At 69.4% G+C, this 16,153-nt stretch carries 14 protein-coding genes; 6 read left to right on the top strand and 8 right to left on the bottom strand.

Annotated features, from left to right (window positions below):
- Positions 1 to 172: 172 nt before the first annotated feature.
- From ACYVF6_RS25080 to ACYVF6_RS25055, 6 genes are all read right to left on the bottom strand, one after another.
- Positions 173 to 1,678 carry an Nramp family divalent metal transporter gene (locus ACYVF6_RS25080; RefSeq protein WP_460524965.1) on the bottom strand — a complete coding sequence of 502 codons (1,506 nt, stop codon included), beginning with the start codon at positions 1,676 to 1,678 and terminating at the stop codon, positions 173 to 175.
- Between the two features lie 116 nt (positions 1,679 to 1,794).
- Complete coding sequence (locus ACYVF6_RS25075) at positions 1,795 to 3,456, bottom strand: DUF885 domain-containing protein (protein ID WP_460524964.1); 1,662 nt, start codon at positions 3,454 to 3,456, stop codon at positions 1,795 to 1,797.
- Between the two features lie 43 nt (positions 3,457 to 3,499).
- On the bottom strand, positions 3,500 to 3,724 hold the full coding sequence (locus ACYVF6_RS25070) for an acyl-CoA carboxylase subunit epsilon (protein ID WP_460524963.1): 225 nt from the start codon (positions 3,722 to 3,724) through the stop codon (positions 3,500 to 3,502).
- Positions 3,725 to 3,755: 31 nt separating this feature from the next.
- Complete coding sequence (locus ACYVF6_RS25065; RefSeq protein WP_460524962.1) at positions 3,756 to 4,493, bottom strand: helix-hairpin-helix domain-containing protein; 738 nt, start codon at positions 4,491 to 4,493, stop codon at positions 3,756 to 3,758.
- A 46-nt stretch (positions 4,494 to 4,539) separates the two neighbouring features.
- On the bottom strand, positions 4,540 to 5,265 hold the full coding sequence (locus ACYVF6_RS25060) for a hypothetical protein (RefSeq protein WP_460524961.1): 726 nt from the start codon (positions 5,263 to 5,265) through the stop codon (positions 4,540 to 4,542).
- A 25-nt stretch (positions 5,266 to 5,290) separates the two neighbouring features.
- Positions 5,291 to 6,862 (bottom strand): acyl-CoA carboxylase subunit beta, encoded by a 1,572-nt coding sequence (locus ACYVF6_RS25055; RefSeq protein WP_460524960.1) that lies wholly within the window; start codon positions 6,860 to 6,862, stop codon positions 5,291 to 5,293.
- 163 nt (positions 6,863 to 7,025) lie between these two features.
- Between ACYVF6_RS25055 and ACYVF6_RS25050 the strand changes: the two genes are divergently transcribed.
- From ACYVF6_RS25050 to ACYVF6_RS25030, 5 genes are all read left to right on the top strand, one after another.
- On the top strand, positions 7,026 to 9,725 hold the full coding sequence (locus tag ACYVF6_RS25050; RefSeq protein WP_460524958.1) for a phosphoenolpyruvate carboxylase: 2,700 nt from the start codon (positions 7,026 to 7,028) through the stop codon (positions 9,723 to 9,725).
- 183 nt (positions 9,726 to 9,908) lie between these two features.
- A complete protein-coding gene (locus ACYVF6_RS25045; protein WP_460524957.1) occupies positions 9,909 to 11,195 on the top strand; it encodes an alpha-L-fucosidase in 1,287 nt (428 codons plus the stop codon).
- 187 nt (positions 11,196 to 11,382) lie between these two features.
- A complete protein-coding gene (locus tag ACYVF6_RS25040; RefSeq protein ID WP_460524956.1) occupies positions 11,383 to 12,189 on the top strand; it encodes a biotin--[acetyl-CoA-carboxylase] ligase in 807 nt (268 codons plus the stop codon).
- A gap of 57 nt (positions 12,190 to 12,246) precedes the next feature.
- Complete coding sequence (locus ACYVF6_RS25035) at positions 12,247 to 12,774, top strand: PH domain-containing protein (protein ID WP_460524955.1); 528 nt, start codon at positions 12,247 to 12,249, stop codon at positions 12,772 to 12,774.
- Positions 12,775 to 12,785: 11 nt separating this feature from the next.
- Positions 12,786 to 13,571 carry an enoyl-CoA hydratase/isomerase family protein gene (locus tag ACYVF6_RS25030; RefSeq protein ID WP_460524954.1) on the top strand — a complete coding sequence of 262 codons (786 nt, stop codon included), beginning with the start codon at positions 12,786 to 12,788 and terminating at the stop codon, positions 13,569 to 13,571.
- Here the strand turns inward: ACYVF6_RS25030 and ACYVF6_RS25025 are convergent.
- The gene (locus ACYVF6_RS25025) at positions 13,540 to 14,328 is read right to left on the bottom strand and encodes a hypothetical protein (RefSeq protein WP_460524953.1); all 789 of its coding nucleotides are present in this window, start codon (positions 14,326 to 14,328) and stop codon (positions 13,540 to 13,542) included. The genes ACYVF6_RS25030 and ACYVF6_RS25025 overlap by 32 nt on opposite strands.
- 15 nt (positions 14,329 to 14,343) lie before the next feature.
- Entirely contained in the window at positions 14,344 to 15,081 is a 738-nt protein-coding gene (locus ACYVF6_RS25020; RefSeq protein WP_460524952.1) for a hypothetical protein, read from the bottom strand.
- Positions 15,082 to 15,220: 139 nt separating this feature from the next.
- Between ACYVF6_RS25020 and ACYVF6_RS25015 the strand changes: the two genes are divergently transcribed.
- Positions 15,221 to 16,153, top strand: a complete 933-nt coding sequence (locus tag ACYVF6_RS25015) for a hydroxymethylglutaryl-CoA lyase (protein ID WP_460524950.1) — start codon at positions 15,221 to 15,223, stop codon at positions 16,151 to 16,153.

Raw genomic sequence — 16,153 nt, 5'->3', positions numbered from 1 at the left:
GTGAGACAGCATCTTGACTTTGGAGCCTCTGCCGCCTCAATCGCTTCGCTCTGGGGTGGTCAGGCTGCGCCTGACCACCGTCTCCCGCCGCCGCCACCAATCCACCGGCCACTTGGCCTGCGTCGCGGCCTCCGCCACGGTCGGCTTTCATCGGCCGGGGCTGCGGTCTGTTTTAGAAGGTCACCAGCGGGTCTCCGATGAAGTCGGAGATGAAGTTGACGAAGAAGAAGCCGAAGAACAGGAAGTTCAGCACCAGGATGACGTAGTGCCATGGCCGAGGCCGGGCCGGCCTGGGCAGCTTGCTGTTGAGGTAGATCAGCAGGAACGGGTAGATCAGCGCGCCCAGGTTCGACATGTTCGCCGACCACTGCACCAGGTCGGCGGGCAGCGCTACGTGGATGACCACCGAGATCACGATCAGCAGCACGAGCATGAACGGGTAGTAGAACTTCCGCGGGTCGCCCTCGATCCAGCCGCGCAGGCGGGAGCTCGTCGCGTGGGAGGCGTCGGTCGTGACGCGGACCATCGCCTCGAAGATGCCGAGCTGGGTGCTGAACAGGATGAACACGCCCATGATCAGCGCGATGTAGAACACGAACGAGCCGTACTCCCCGCGCATCACTTCGGCGACGAACGTCGGAACGTTCTCGGACGTGGGTTGCCGGCCGGAGACCTGCACAGCTTGGGTCATCAGGATCGTCGGCAGCAGCATGCCGAGCATCGCGCCCACGAAGAAGACGCCCCACATGTCGGTGAGCAGGAAGCGATACCACCGCTTCCACAGCGCGCGGTTCTTCTCGTCGTCGGGGAAAGTGACCCCACTTGCCAGCACCTCGGTCTTGCCGCCGCGCATGCCGGACAGGAACCCGGCACGGAAACCCATGCCGTAGCCCTTGTCGCGGTAGTGGCCCATCACGTACCAGTTCAGCCCGGACGCGAGCGCGGTGAATCCGGCGAGCGCACCGAGCTGGGTCGCGGTGATGCCGGCGGGCGGCGCGGCCGGTGTGAAGAAGCCCCGGATGCCGTCCCACCAGATGCTCGCCGGTACGAGGAAGAGGTCCAGCAGCAACAACACGACGAGGATGAAGCCGACCATCACCCAGTTGGCGAGCTCGAGCGCGCGGCTGATCCGGCGGGCGGTCGCGGTGATCAGCACGACGAGCACGAGCAACGCGATCGCCCACAGGCGCGGCTCCTCGGCGCCGGACGGCGCGATCTCGCCGTGGACGAGCGCGTAGACCCCCTGCCCGGCCGAGGCGGCCCAGCCACCCGCGATGAACGCGAAGATGACGATGACGACCGACAGCGGAACCCACAACACCCACCCCGGCGGCACGCGTCCCCAGCCGACGACGGGAACCTCGCCGGTCGCCATGACGTAGCGCGCGCACTCGACGTTGTAGAACGTCTGCAGCAGCGCGGAGACGAGGATCACCCAGCCGACACCGACGAAGCCGTACTGGCCGACGTTGAGCGGGCCGAGCAGCCACTCGCCGCTGCCGATCGAGATGCCGAGCGCGATCAGGCTGGGCCCGAGCACGAACTGCACCACCTGCCGGGCGCCGATCCGCCTGACCTTGAAGACTTCTTCGGGCGTGGGCAGATCCTGAACGTTCAGATCAGGCCGGCTGACTCCCAGGGGCTGGCGCTGCGTGGCAGGTTGCGTAGCCTCGGCCATGACGGCCTCCTCGGACAGGCGATGACCGCTCCGTTATGACCCAGATGGTCGTACTGCCCGACGCCTTTGACAAGTCTTGACCGACGACGTTTTCGTTCAGTGGAACGCGACCGGAGCTAAAGCTCGCGAAGTGCCGCCTGCAACGGGTCGAGGCCGAGTCCGCCGAGGTCGAGCGCCGCGCGGTGGAACTCCTTCAGGTCGAACGCCGCCCCCTTGCGCGTCTCGGCGTCCTTGCGGGCCTGCAGCCAGATCCGCTCGCCGACCTTGTACGAGGGCGCCTGGCCGGGCCAGCCGAGGTAGCGGTTCAGCTCGAACCGGAGGAACTCCTCCTCGATCCGCGAGTGCGCCAGCAGGAACTCCAGGCCGAGCTCCGGCGTCCAGCGCTCGCCGACCCGCCAGCCGTAGGCGTTCGCGGGGATTGGCAGCTCGAGGTGCATGCCGATGTCGACGATCACGCGAGCGGCCCGGAAGCCTTGTGCGTCGAGCATTCCGAGCTTCGCGCCAGGATCGTCGAGGTAGCCGAGCTCGTCCATCAGCTGCTCGGCGTAGAGCGCCCAGCCCTCGCCGTGGCCGGAGACCCAGCACAGCAAGCGCTGCCAGCGGTTCAACCGGTCCTTGCGGAACGCGGTCTGCCCGATCTGGAGATGGTGCCCCGGAACGCCTTCGTGGAAAGAGGTGGTGACCTCGCGCCAGGTCGTGAACGACGTGACGCCCTTCGGCACCGACCACCACATCCGGCCCGGCCGGCTGAAGTCCTCGCTGGGGCCGGTGTAGTAGATGCCGCCCTCGGACGTCGGCGCGAGGCAGCACTCCATCCGCCGGACGGGTTCGGGGATGTCGAAGTGCGTGCTGGCGAGCTCGTCGATCGTACGATCGGTCAGGTCCTGCAGCCAGGCGCGGAAGCTCTCCTTGTCGGGCAGCTGCAGCGCGGGGTCGGCGTCGAGCGCCGCCACGGCGTCGTCGACCGAGCCGCCGGGAACGATCCGGTCGGAGACCGCGGCCATTTCGGATTCGATCCGGGCCAGTTCCTCCCAGCCCCAGGTGTAGGTTTCGTCCAGGTCGACGACCGCGCCGAGGAAGTAGCGCGAGGCCAGGGCGTAACGATCGCGGCCCACCGCGTCCTTCTCGCCGGCCTTCGGCGCGAGCTCCTGGCGCAGGAACCGCTCGAACTCCCCGAGCGCCTGGCCGGCGGCGCTCGCCCCGCGGTCCAGTGCCGAACGCAGCGGGCCGGAGCCGTCGTAGGTCTCGACCAGGCCGCCGAAGACGTTGTCCTCGTCGGGCTGCCAGGCCCGGCACTGGTCGGCGCACGCCAGCACCTGGCGGCGCGCGGAGACCCGGCCCTGCTCGGCCTCCGACAGCAGGGAACGACGGTAGGCCGCGAGCGCGCCGGGGATCGCGGCCAGCCGGTCGGAGATCGCCTGCCACGACTCCTCGCCGTCGGTCGACATCAGGTCGAACGCGCCACGCATGTCCTGCAACGGGCTCGCGGTGACGTTGAGGTCGCTGGTCAAGAGCCCCGCGTCGTAGAGCTCGACGCTCAGGCCCAGGCGTTCGATCATCGCGGCCTTGGCGACCTGCTCCGAGGCCGTTGCCGCCTCGACGGCTTCCAGGGCGGCGACGGTGCGGCGCTCGAGCTCGGCCCGGGCCGCGAAGCCGTCGGGGGAGTAGTCGGTCAGTTCGTGCTCGTGGCCTGCGATACCCGCGAATGTGGCGCCCACCGGATCGGCGGCGGCGTAGTCGTCAACGTATCGATCAGCGATGTCGTCAGTCGCGCCCATGGCCTGCCACCCTATGCGCGTTTCGGGGAAAGCGGAACGAGATTTAGCGCGGGAGGGCGGAACGCCGCCAGGCACCAGGCCCGGGCCGCAACGGCTGCCGGACGTTGCGCCAGTACGCCGCCCAGCCGGACGCCCTGCCCTTACCTCGCGAGTGGGGCGCGGACGTGGACCGCGCGGCGGCCAGCTTGACGGTCACCGCGGACACGACGGCGGCCAGCTCGGCAGGCGTCGGATCGCCCTTCACGACTTTGAGCAGCGGTTCGTCCACGGCCCCATTGTCGCACCGGCGCCCTACGCCACTAACCGCCGCGGGCGACCTTGGGCGGGAAGACCAGCAGGCCCTCGAGGTGGTCGAACGTCTGCGGCGGCAGCTCGGACAGTGTGCACAGCTCGTTGACCGAACCGAAGCCGCCGACCTTCTCGCGTACGACCGCGATCCGGTGCGCGACCTGCAGCGACAGCTCGGTCGCCTCGGCGAACGCGGTCGGCGGCACGTTGTTGACGTCGATCAGCCCGCCGTCGGGGAAGGCCCGGTGCTCGATGTCGACCCGGCCGATCTGCAGGCGCAACGCTTCGTACGGATCGTCCTCGACCAGCTTGCGCGCGAACTCGCGCGCCCGCGCCTGCTCCTTGGAGGCCTCGATCGCGTCCTGCTGGCGTTCGAGCAGCGTCTTCGGCCGGTCCGGCTGGGGGTAGGGAAGCGGGAGCGGAGGTGGCAGGCCGAACACCCACCGGCGTACGGCCAGGCCGTTGATCATTCCGCCGAACATCAGGAATACCACCGCCCAGATCTGCCCGTCGGCGGTGATCAGCGGCGTCGCACCCATCCCGAGCACCGCGACGATCGTGGCGATGACGTAGAGCGCGGTGACGAAGCCCTGCGCCCAGCTGCGTTTGTAGATCGTCGCCCAGATCATCGCCGGCGCGGTCGCCACCCCGAACGTCAGTCCGGGCGCGAACGCCCACAGCCAGCTGGCGAAGACCCTGGCCGACGACGGCTCGTCGGCGTTGCCGCGGTTGTCCTTCGCGTTGCTCACGGGCGGTTCCCCATGCTCCGTATGTTATCGGTCGCTTACGCTCGCATCAGGACGGCAGTCGCTGCGGGAAGTACAACCGGTCGGCGAGGTGGTCGAACGTCTGTGGCGGCAGCTGGGTGAGTGCGCACAGCTCGGGAAGCGATCCGAACCCGTCGGCCTGCTGTGCGGCTGCCGCCATCTGCGATGCGATGTGACTGGGAAGTCCGGTGGCCGCGGCCAGCGCCTCGCCGGGCACGTTGTTGACGTCGATCAGCCCGCCGTCGGGGAACTCGCGGTGCGGGATGTCGACTCGACCGATCCGCAACTGGTGGGCCAGCTGTGGATCGTTGGCAGCGAGGTTACGGGCGAAGTCCCGAGCCTGCCGCTCGTTCATCGCAGCGGCGAGGACGGCCTGCTGCTGGGCCTGCAACGGAGACATCCAGGCGCCAGGTCGTGGCGGCGGCATGGGCCTCGGTGTGACCTGCTGGATCGCTGGAGGCGTGGCGGGCTTGGGCAGGTCGAACGCCCACCTGCGGATGATCAGCGCGTGGACGGTGCCTGCCATCCAGGCAAGCACCACATATATTCCGACCATCGCATCGGGACTGGTCGGCCAGGCGACGTAGACAACGGTCAGCAACGAGTAGAGCGCTGCGATCAGGGCCTGTCCGAGATGGCGCTTGTGGATGGCCGCCCAGATCATCGCGGGCGCCGTTCCGAGTCCGAGGGTCGCAAGAGGGACGAACGACCAGATCCAGCTTGCGACCACTCGTCCCCGCGATGGACTGTTCATGACGTCACATTAAAGGAAGGCATGGTCACAGAGGAATGTTTCCGTGCTTGCGCGGTGGCAGCGTCTCCCGCTTGGTCCGCAGCAACCGCAGCGCGCGCACGACCTCCACCCGCGTCTCGTGCGGGTGGATGACCGCGTCGACGTAGCCGCGCTCGGCCGCGATGTAGGGGTTGGCGAGCGTGTCCTCGTACTCCTGGATCAGCTCGGTCCGCAGTGCGTCCGGGTCCGAAGCCTCCGCAAGCCGCCGCCGGTGCACGATGTTGACCGCGCCCTGCGCCCCCATCACCGCGATCTGCGCGGTGGGCCAGGCCAGGTTGACGTCGGCGCCGAGGTGCTTGGATCCCATCACGTCGTACGCGCCGCCGTACGCCTTGCGCGTGATCACCGTGACCAGCGGGACGGTCGCCTCGGCGTAGGCGTAGATCAGCTTCGCGCCGTGCCGGATGATGCCGTTCCACTCCTGGTCGGTGCCCGGCAGGAAGCCCGGAACGTCGACGAACGTCAGGATCGGGATGTTGAACGAGTCGCAGGTACGCACGAACCGCGCGGCCTTCTCCGACGCGTCGATGTCGAGGCAGCCGGCGAACTGCAGCGGCTGGTTGCCCACGACTCCGACCGACTGCCCGTCGACGCGCCCGAACCCGCAGACGACGTTGGGCGCGAACAGCGGATGCACCTCGAGGAACTCGCCGTCGTCCAGCACGTGCTCGACGACCGTGTGCATGTCGTACGGCTGGTTCGGCGAGTCGGGGATGAGCACGTCGAGCTCGCGGTCGAGCTCGGTGATCTCCAGCGCGGTCTCGGCGGCGTAGGCCGGCGGCTCTTCGAGGTTGTTCTGCGGCAGGTACGAGACGAGCGTCTTCACCCAGTCGATCGCGTCCTGCTCGTCGGTCGCGAGGTAGTGGGCGTTGCCGCTCTTGGAGTTGTGCGCCAGCCCGCCGCCGAGCTCCTCGAACGACACGTCCTCGCCCGTGACCGTCTTGATGACAGCCGGGCCGGTGATGAACATGTGCGACGTCTGGTCGACCATCACGGTGATGTCGGTCAACGCGGGGGAGTAGACGTGCCCGCCCGCGCAGGTGCCCATGATCAGTGAGATCTGCGGGATCACGCCGGACGCGTGTACGTTGCGCCGGAAGATCTCGCCGTACAGGCCGAGCGAGACCACACCCTCCTGGATCCGCGCGCCGCTGCCCTCGTTGATGCCGATGATCGGGCAGCCGGTCGAAAGCGCGAGGTCCATCACCTTGGTGATCTTCTCGCCGTAGACCTCGCCGAGGCTGCCGCCGAACACCGTGACGTCCTGGCTGAACACGCAGACCTGCCGGCCGCCGATCGTGCCGAAACCGGTCACGACGCCATCGCCGTACGGACGGTTGCGCTCCAGTCCGAAATTCGTCGAACGGTGGCGGGCGAACTCGTCCAGCTCGACGAACGAACTCTCGTCGAGCAGCAGCGCGATCCGCTCGCGCGCGGTCAGCTTGCCCTTGGCGTGCTGTGCCTCGACAGCTCGCTCCGAGCCGGCGTGCACCGCCTCGTCGAGCCGTCGCTCCAGGTCAGCGAGCTTGCCCTTGGTGGTGTGGATGTCGTCGTCCATCGGGCAGCGAGCGTACCTCGCATCCGGAGAGTCGGTTGCCGGTAGCCGACAGATGTTGCGGGCGGAGGTGGTTCGGAGAACAACAGTTGAACGTCGGGGGGCTGTTCACAGCAGTATCTCGGGTGCCGAGATGGCAGTCTCGAACCGGGGCTACGCTGGCAGTATGCCGACCACAGCACCGTCGCGACTGCATGCTCGATTCGAGGTGCCGGCGCCGCTTCGCGCGGACGTCCGCCTGCTCGGAGAGCTCCTGGGCTCCGTCGTTCGAGAATACGGTGGGCAACCGCTGCTTGACGATGTGGAACGGCTCCGTGAGCTCACGATCGGGGCGCACTGTGCTTATCCGGCCCCCGCGGCCTCCGGCCGCACGGGCCCACCCCGCTCCTACGACGACCCCGAAGCGGCCGAGAAGGCCGCCGTCCAGGTGGAGGACCTCGTCGCCGGCTGGACCCTCGAACGTGCCGAGGACGTCGCCCGCGCGTTCACCTGTTACTTCCACCTCACCAACCTCGCCGAGGAGTACCACCGCGTCCGCACGCTGCGGGAGTACGACACCGCCGAGCAGCCCGTCCGCGACTCCGTCGCCGACGCGACGCTGAAGATCCGCGCCGACTACGGCGAGGAGCGCGCGCTCGAGCTGCTCCAGGGCCTGGAGTTCCGGCCGGTGCTCACCGCGCACCCGACCGAGGCGCGCCGCCGGGCCGTCGCGTCCACGATCCGGCGGATCTCCACGCTGCTCGCCGAGCGCGACGACAAGCGGCTGGGTGCTTCCGAGCTGGCCGAGAACCGGCGGCAGCTGCTCGAGGAGGTCGACCTGCTCTGGCGTACGTCCCAGATCCGGGTCACCAAGCCGGGTGTGCTCGACGAGGTACGCACGGCCATGACGGTGTTCGACGACACGCTGTTCCGCGCACTGCCGGCGGTCTACCGCCGCCTCGACGACCAGCTGGCCGGCGAGAGCGCGGGCAGGCAACCGGCGAAGGTGCCCGCGTTCGTGCGGCTCGGTTCCTGGATCGGCGCCGACCGCGACGGCAACCCCAACGTCACCGCCGCCGTGACGCGGAAGGCGATGGAGATCCAGGCCGACCACGTCCTGCGCGCGCTGGAGCGGGCCTGCGAGCGGATCGGCCGTTCGCTGACCGCCGACGCCGCGACCACGCCGCCGTCGCCGGCCGTGCGCCGCACGCTCGACGAGATCCGCGCCGGCCAGCCGGAGCTGGCCGAGGACATCGCGATGCGTTCGCCGGGTGAGCCGCACCGGCAGGTGTTGCTGGTCGCCGCGCGCCGGCTGGCCGCGACCCGCTCGCGGGACGCCGACTTCGCGTTCGCGGGGCCGGAGGAGTTCGTCGGGCAGCTGCGGGCCGTGCAGGCGTCGCTGGCCGGTGCCGGTGCTCCGCGGCAGGCCTATGGCGAGCTGCAGAACCTCATCTGGCAGACCGAGACGTTCGGGTTTCACCTTGCGGAGCTGGAGATTCGCCAGCACTCGCAGGTGCACAGGCAGGCGCTGGAGGAGCTGCGGGCCGGCGGCGAGCTGTCGGCGCAGACCGAGGAAGTGCTGTCGGTCTTTCGCGTGATGGCGCAGATCCAGCAGCGGTTCGGGCCTGACGCGTGCCGGCGTTACGTCGTGTCGTTCACGCAGTCGTCGGGCGACATCGCCGCGGTCTACGAGCTGGCGCGGTTCGCGCTCGGCGACCGGAAGATCGCGCTGGACGCGGTGCCGCTGTTCGAGACCGAGGACGACTTGCGGCGTTCGGTTTCGGTACTCGAGGAGGCGCTGGACCAGGCTGCCGTACAGGCCCGGTTGGCGGAGACCGGCCGCCGCTTCGAGGTCATGCTCGGATACTCCGACTCCGCCAAGGACGCCGGGCCGCTGTCGGCGACGCTGGCGCTGTTCGCCGCGCAAGGCGCGATCGCGAACTGGGCGCGGGACAACGGGATCCGGCTGACGCTGTTCCACGGGCGCGGTGGCGCGCTGGGACGCGGCGGCGGGCCGGCCAACCGAGCCGTGCTGGCGCAGGCGCCGGGTTCGGTGAGCGGGCGGTTCAAGCTGACCGAGCAGGGCGAGGTGATCTTCGCCCGCTACGGCGACTCGGTGATCGCCCAACGCCACATCGAGCAGGTCTCCGCGGCGACGCTGCTCGCGTCCACACCGGCGGCGGAGGAACGGACGGGCCGCGCCGCCTCGACGTTCGCCTCGATCGCGACGACGATGGACGACGCGGCGCGGAGCGCCTACCACGGTCTGGTGCGGTCGGACGGCTTCGCCGACTGGTTCAGCCAGGTGACGCCGGTCGAGGAGCTGGGCCAGCTGCCGATCGGGTCTCGCCCGGCCCGGCGCGGGCTGGCGGCCTCCTCGCTGGAGGACCTGCGGGCGATTCCGTGGGTGTTCGCGTGGACACAGGCGCGGGTCAACCTGACCGGCTGGTACGGCGTCGGATCCGGGCTGGAGGCCGTCGGCGACCTGGCCGAGCTGCAGCGGGCCTACCGCGAGTGGCCGCTGTTCAACGTCATGCTCGACAACGTGGAGATGTCGCTCGCCAAGACCGACGCCCGGATCGCACGGCGCTATCTCGAGCTGGGCGGGCGGCCGGAGCTGACCGAGCAGGTGCTGGCCGAGCACGCGCGGACGACGCAGTGGGTGCTGCGGATCGCGGGGCACGATCGGCTGCTGGAGAACCGGCGGGTGCTGGGCCGGGCGGTCGAGCTGCGCAACCCGTACGTCGACGCGCTGTCCTACCTCCAGCTGCGGGCGTTCCGGACGTTGCGTACCGAGGGTGTCTCCGAAGGCGAGGCCGATCGCCTGCGCCGCCTGGTGTTGCTCACGGTCAACGGGGTGGCCGCGGGTCTGCAGAACACCGGCTGACCCCGCCACGTGCCCCGAGCGTGGGTGCGGCAATGACCACGGGTGCTCGGTCATTTAGCCACGCGGCGGAGCCGCCTGGACGCCGTTTTCGGTCAGGCTTGGCGGCCGCGACGGATCCTATATCTGATAGGAAACGTAGCTAGGACCGCTGAAACGACCCATCCAAGGGAGGGACTGGCCGGCATGCCAGCACCGCAAGAGTCGATCGACAAGCTCCGCGCCCGTCGCTTCGGGCTGTTCGTGCACTGGGGCCTCTACGCCCTTCCTGCCCGCCACGAGTGGGTGAAGAAACGCGAGCAGATCACCGACGCCGACTACCAGAAGTACTTCGATCACTTCGATCCCGACCTGTACGACCCGTCGGTCTGGGCGCAGGCGGCCGCCGACGCCGGCATGAAGTACACCGTGCTGACGACCAAGCACCACGAGGGTTTCTGCCTGTTCGACAGCAAGCTCACCGACTACAAGGCCACCAACACGCCGTACGGCAAGGACCTGGTGCGTCCGTTCGTCGATGCGTTCAAGGCCGAAGGGCTGGGTGTCGGCTTCTACCACTCGGTGATCGACTGGCACCACCCCGACTACACGCCGGACACGATCCACCCGCAGATCGACGACGAGGACTGGCGCAAGCAGAACGCCGGCCGCGACATCTCGAAGTACCGCGACTACCTCCACGGCCAGGTCGAGGAGCTGCTCACCAACTACGGCGACATCGACGTGATGTGGTTCGACTTCTCGTTCCCCGGCCGGGAGGCGTACGGCTTCCCCGGCAAGGGGCACGAAGACTGGGGTTCGGAGCAGCTCGCGGCGCTCGTTCGGCGCCTGCAGCCGCAGATCCTGATCAACAACCGCCTCGACTACCCGCAAGAGGCCGACTTCGTGACGCCGGAGCAGGTGCAGCCGCGCACGAACCCGATCGTCGACGGCCGTGAGGTGCCATGGGAGGCCTGCCAGACGCTGAACGGCAGCTGGGGCTACGACCGGGACAACCTCGACTGGAAGTCGCCCGAGCTGCTGATCAAGATGCTGGTCGACTCGGTGTCCAAGGACGGCAACCTGCTGCTGAACGTCGGCCCGACCGGCCGCGGCGAGTTCGACGACCGCGCGCTGTCGACGCTGAAGCAGATCGGCCGCTGGACGCGCCGCAACGGGCGCTCGATCTACGGCGCCGGCCGTTCGGAGTTCGAGGCGCCGGCCGACGTGCGCTACACACAGAACGGCGACCGGCTCTACGCCCACGTCTTCTCCTGGCCGTTCCGGCACCTGCACCTGCCCGGGCTGGCGGGCCGGGTGAAGTACGCGCAGCTGCTGCACGACGCCTCGGAGGTCCGGTTCCGCGAGTACGCCGGCCAGGAGACCGACAGCAACGTCGGCGTAAGGGACATCCCGGTGGGCACGGTCACGCTCGAGCTGCCGGTACAGAAGCCGGACGTCGAGGTGCCGGTCGTGGAGATCTTCCTGCGCTGAGGCGCACGGCCTAGGCCGCGCCGCGCAAATATCGCCTGGCTCGCGACGCCCCGCATCCACGCTGCCGCCCTCGCGAACCTTGCGAGTATGCCCGACACGAGCTTCGGCCCGCGAGAGCGGCAGCGCGGCGCGGATGCGCCGCGAGCTTAACCACCGCTACTTGTGCGACACGGCCTAAGGTGGCCGGGTGAGCATCGACCGGCCACCCCTCTCCGCCGGCGAGTTGCGGACCCGGCTCGGCGTTCTGATCGCCGACCTGGACGTACGCGACGAGACCGGCTCGACCAACGCCGACGTACGCGAGCTGGCCGCCGCGGGTGCCCCCGAGTGGACCGTCGTGGCCGCCGAGCACCAGGTGACCGGCCGCGGGCGGCTGGACCGGGTGTGGACCTCGCCGCCGCGTGCCGGGCTGACGTTCTCCGTACTGCTGCGGCCCGGCGCCGACGTGCCCACCCGGCGCTGGACCTGGCTGCCGATGCTCGCCGGCTGCGCGGTCGTCGAGGGCATCGCGGAGGCGACCGGAGTCCAGGCGAAGCTGAAGTGGCCGAACGACGTCCTGGCGGGGGACCAGGACCTCAAGCTCTGCGGCATCCTGCTGGAGGCGGCGGCCACGCCGGCCGGCGTGGCCGCCGTCATCGGCATCGGCCTGAACGTCTCCACCCAGGCCGATGAGCTGCCAGCGCCCACGGCCACCTCGCTCGCGCTGGAGGGTGCGGCCGGCCCGGATCGGGCGGCGTTGCTCCAGGCGATCCTCGTCTCGTTGCACCGGCTGTACGACGCCTGGCAGGCGGGCGTGGGCGAGCCCGGCGCGCTGCTGGAGCTCTACAGCTCGCTCTGCGCCACTGTGGGCCGCCGGGTCCGCGTCGAGCTCGGTCCGCAGGAGTGGGTAGAGGGTCAGGCGACAGGGATCGACGACGACGGGCGGCTGGTCGTCCGTACGCCGGACGGCGGCGAACGCGCGTTTGGTGCGGGTGATGTAGTGCACGTTCGCTGACGGACTGGCATGATCCTCCTGTCGGGGAAGAGCGGGACACGAGAGAAGGATCTGGCGATGGGCATCTCCGCCAAGGCGCTTGGTCAGGACGAAGAGGTCATCCTCGAGCTGCGTACGCACTGGAAGGCTCTGTTCTGGCCGGCCGTCGTGCTCGTGCTGGTGGTCGCGATCGCCGCGGCCGGTGTGACGTTCATGCCCACGGGCGAGTACCAGCAGTACCTCCAGCTCGGCGTCGTCGCCCTCGCGGTGATCGTGCTGTTCATCTGGGTGGTGTGGCCGTGGCTCAACTGGTTCTCGGCGACGTACGTCGTCACCAACCAGCGGCTGATCACGCGTCGGGGCGTGCTGACCCGTACCGGCCGCGACATCCCGCTCGGCCGGATCAACGACGTCTCCCACGAGCGGCAGCTGTCCGACCGGATCCTCGGCTGCGGCACGCTCGTCATCTGGTCGGCCGGTGAGCAGGGCCGGGTCGAGCTGCACGACGTGCCCAGGGTCGAGGAAGTGCAGCGGACGATCTCCGAGCTGCTGTTCAGCAAGGACGGCGTCAACGACGACGACCCGCCGGCTCAGCAGCGCGGGTAGGGCCGGACGGCGTGCACAGCTACGACGGCGTAGCCCTCCGGGCGCACCACGACGGCCTGGTTGCCGAACTGGTGATGGACCGGCCCGAAGCGCTGAACGCCGTGTCCACCGACCAGGCCCGCGCGATCGCCACCGGGTGCGTGGAGCTGGCGGCGCGGGGCAGCATCCGCGCTGTGGTCCTGTCCAGTGCGGGTGAGAAGGCGTTCTGCGTGGGCGCCGACCTGAAGGAACGCAACAACTTCAGCGACGCCGAGCTGCTGGCGCAGCGCCCGGTGATCCAGGCGATGTTCAACGGCGTACTCGGGCTGCCGATGCCCGTGATCGCGGCCGTCCACGGCTACGCCCTGGGCGGCGGCTTCGAGCTGGCGCTGTCCTGCGACCTCATCGTGGCCGACGAGACCGCGGTGTTCGGGTTGCCCGAGGTGACCGTGGGGCTGGTGCCCGGCGGTGGCGGCACGCAGCTGCTCGCCCGGCGGATCGGCTCGTCCCGGGCAGCCGACCTGATCTTCACCGGCCGCCGGGTCCCGGCTTCGGAGGCCGCGAACCTGGGCTTCGCCGACCGCGTGGTCCCGGCCGGCGAGGCACGTACGGCGGCGCTCGAGCTGGCCGCGGCGATCGCCGCCAACTCACCGGTCGGCGTACGAAACGCCAAGCGCGCGTTGCGTCGCGGCCTGGACGTCGACCTGGCGGCCGGGTTGGACATCGAGGACTCCGCCTGGCGGGCGACGGCCTTCTCCCCGGACCGCCGCGAGGGAATCGCGGCGTTCAACGAGAAGCGCCGCCCCGAATGGCCCTGAGCTCACTCACGTCCACGGTCTGAGCAGGCGGCTGGAGGCTGAACGGCTTTCCGTAGTCGACGAACTCGACGTAGCTGAGCATCAGCTCGACCTCGAGGATGTACGGCGGCCCTTCAGCCGCGACGTAGAGGGTGGCCCCCTGAGACTCGACGGGCACGGCGGGCACTCCGTGAAGTGTCGTGGGTGCGCCCACCTTCCCGCCGGAGAAGTTGAGGTCGCCGAGGTGCACGTTCAGCGTGCTCGGCAGTGAGCAGAACAGGACGAACGGAGCGTAGTCCGGGTCGCGGACGGTCGTCCGGAGGTACGTGCCATCCAGCAGGTGGGCCGCCTGTTCGTCTCCGGCCTTGAGCCAGTACGCCCGGTCGGACTTGAGATAGAACTCCTCGCCGTCGACGAACATGTCGATCGCGGAGCCGCCGGGGCTCACGCGGACGGCCGCTCGCCGCCCTTCGAAGCGGGCCTCGACGGTGACCTTGTCGTCCTCACCTACCCGGACGCGTACCGAGGGCGCGGACAGCGTGGCCCGCGTGGCACGTTCGACGATCTCCGACGGCTCCAGCTCCGCGACCCCGTTGCCGCTGACCGTCGGCGTCACGGCCGGATTCGACGCCGCTGTCGGGCCGGATGTCATCGACAGGCTCAGATAGGCCGTCGGATCGGCGGTCGGCTCCTCGCCCGCGCATCCGGCGAGTGCGGCCGGCCCGGTGAACGCCAGTACCAGCAGCGCGCTGCGGGCCGGCCAGGTGTGATCTCGCATCTCCCCTCGAACGACTCAGCTGAGCTTGTCCACGTCGAGCACGAGCCGGCTCGGCGGCTTCCTGACCGTCACCGGCTTGCCGGGCTCCAGCAGGTCGATGTAGTCGTCGCCCGTGCCCGGGACGATTCGCAGGAGGTACGGCTTGCCCTCGGTCGCGACCCAGAACAGGCCGCCTTCGACGTCGGTGAGCTCCAGCGCGGGCACGCCGTTCACCGTCCCTGTCTTGCCCTTCCTGACGTAGACGGCCTCGCCCGGCTCGGGCAGATCGGCCAGCAACGTCGACATGGACGTGATCGAGACGAACTCGGCGAAATCCTTGTCGCTCTTGGTCTTGAGCCACTTACCGGCGAGCAGCCGCGCGCCCTCCCGGCCGGCGTACTCGGTGAGGAATCCCTTGTCACCCTTGATGTACACCGTCGACCCGATGACGATCAGGTCGATGCGGTCACCGTTCAGCGTGAGGTGGCCTGCGACGTTCGAGCCCTGGGCTCGAACGTCCATGGTGATGCGGTCGCCCTTGTCGGAGAACTTGCCACGCATGCGCACCGACGTGAGCTTCGTGGTGGCGTCCTTGGTGCGCACGAGGATCTCGGCCGGCGCCAGCTGGGTGATGCCGTTGCCGATGATCGTGGGCGTGGGCGTGGGCGTCGGTGTGGGCGTTGGAGTAGCCGTCGCCGGTCGCACGCTGGCCGTTGGCGGCGGCGTGGAGTCGGTGAGCGGCAGGTCGCCGGCGCATCCGGCGATTGCGGTCAAAGAGATCAAAACAGGTAGCAATGCGATGCGTGGACGCACGGTCCCCTCCCCTGGACAAAGCGGAAGGCCTCCCCGTCCCCCGCTGTGTACGGGATGACGTCCGGGGAAGGGGTTTGGTTGCCGTGTTATGAATGACGTTGTGGCAGCACTGACGCACCTCGACCTGCCCGGCTCGGTCTCGATCCGGGAGGTCGGCCCGCGCGACGGCCTGCAGAACGAGCCGCCGGTCGACACCGCGGGCAAGATCGAGCTCCTCGACGCCCTGTCCCGCACGGGCCTGCGGCGGATCGAGGCGGTGAGCTTCGTTTCCCCGAAGGCGATCCCGCAGATGGGCGACGCCGACGAGGTGTGGGCGAAGGCGGCCAGGCAGCCCGGCGTGCGCTACTCCGCCCTCGTACCCAACCTCAAGGGTGCGCAACGGGCGCTTGACGCGGGCTTCGAGGAGTTCGAGGTCGTCGTGTCGGCCTCGCAGACGCACAACCGCGCCAACGTCAACCGTACGGTCGAGGAGTCACTCGCCGACATCGAACGCATCGTCGCGCTCGCCCACGACCGCGGAATCCCTTGCGAGGTAGTGGTTTCGACCGCCTGGGGCTGCCCGTACGAAGGCGACCTCCCGGTCGATCAGGTGGTCTCGGTGGCGCGCCGGGCACTCGACCTCGGCGCCGACGCGCTGGCCTACGGCGACACCACTGGCATGGCGACCCCCACGCGCGTGATCGAGCTGGTCAACCACACCAGTGAAATCCTCGGCGACCGGCGGCTCACGCTGCACTTCCACAACACCCGCGGCACGGGCCTGGCCAACGTCCTCACGGCCCTGCAGCTCGGCGTCACCCACTTCGACGCGAGTGTCGGCGGGCTCGGCGGCTGTCCGTACGCTCCCGGCGCGAGCGGCAACATCGCCACCGAGGAGCTCGTCCACATGCTGCACGACATGGGCGTCGAGACCGGAGTCGACCTCGACGCCCTGCTCGCGGCAGCGGCCCTGGCCGAGCGCCTGGTCGGGCACGAGCTGCCCTCGCAGGTGCTGCGGGCAGGGCCGCGCACCAGGCTGACCCCGGCCGGCTGA

This window comes from Flindersiella endophytica, from assembly GCF_054779015.1.
Note: the sequence above shows the minus strand (reverse complement) of the source record. Positions and strands in the feature narration are given on the sequence as shown.

Bases quoted from the DNA above. Each gene is read 5' to 3' on its own strand.
- ACYVF6_RS25055 (WP_460524960.1), bottom strand. From the start codon at position 6,862: ATGGACGACGACATCCACACCACCAAGGGCAAGCTCGCTGACCTGGAG.
- ACYVF6_RS25080 (WP_460524965.1), bottom strand. From the start codon at position 1,678: ATGGCCGAGGCTACGCAACCTGCCACGCAGCGCCAGCCCCTGGGAGTC.
- ACYVF6_RS25075 (WP_460524964.1), bottom strand. From the start codon at position 3,456: ATGGGCGCGACTGACGACATCGCTGATCGATACGTTGACGACTACGCC.
- ACYVF6_RS25060 (WP_460524961.1), bottom strand. From the start codon at position 5,265: ATGAACAGTCCATCGCGGGGACGAGTGGTCGCAAGCTGGATCTGGTCG.
- ACYVF6_RS25045 (WP_460524957.1), top strand. From the start codon at position 9,909: ATGCCAGCACCGCAAGAGTCGATCGACAAGCTCCGCGCCCGTCGCTTC.
- ACYVF6_RS25025 (WP_460524953.1), bottom strand. From the start codon at position 14,328: ATGCGAGATCACACCTGGCCGGCCCGCAGCGCGCTGCTGGTACTGGCG.
- ACYVF6_RS25050 (WP_460524958.1), top strand. From the start codon at position 7,026: ATGCCGACCACAGCACCGTCGCGACTGCATGCTCGATTCGAGGTGCCG.
- ACYVF6_RS25035 (WP_460524955.1), top strand. From the start codon at position 12,247: ATGGGCATCTCCGCCAAGGCGCTTGGTCAGGACGAAGAGGTCATCCTC.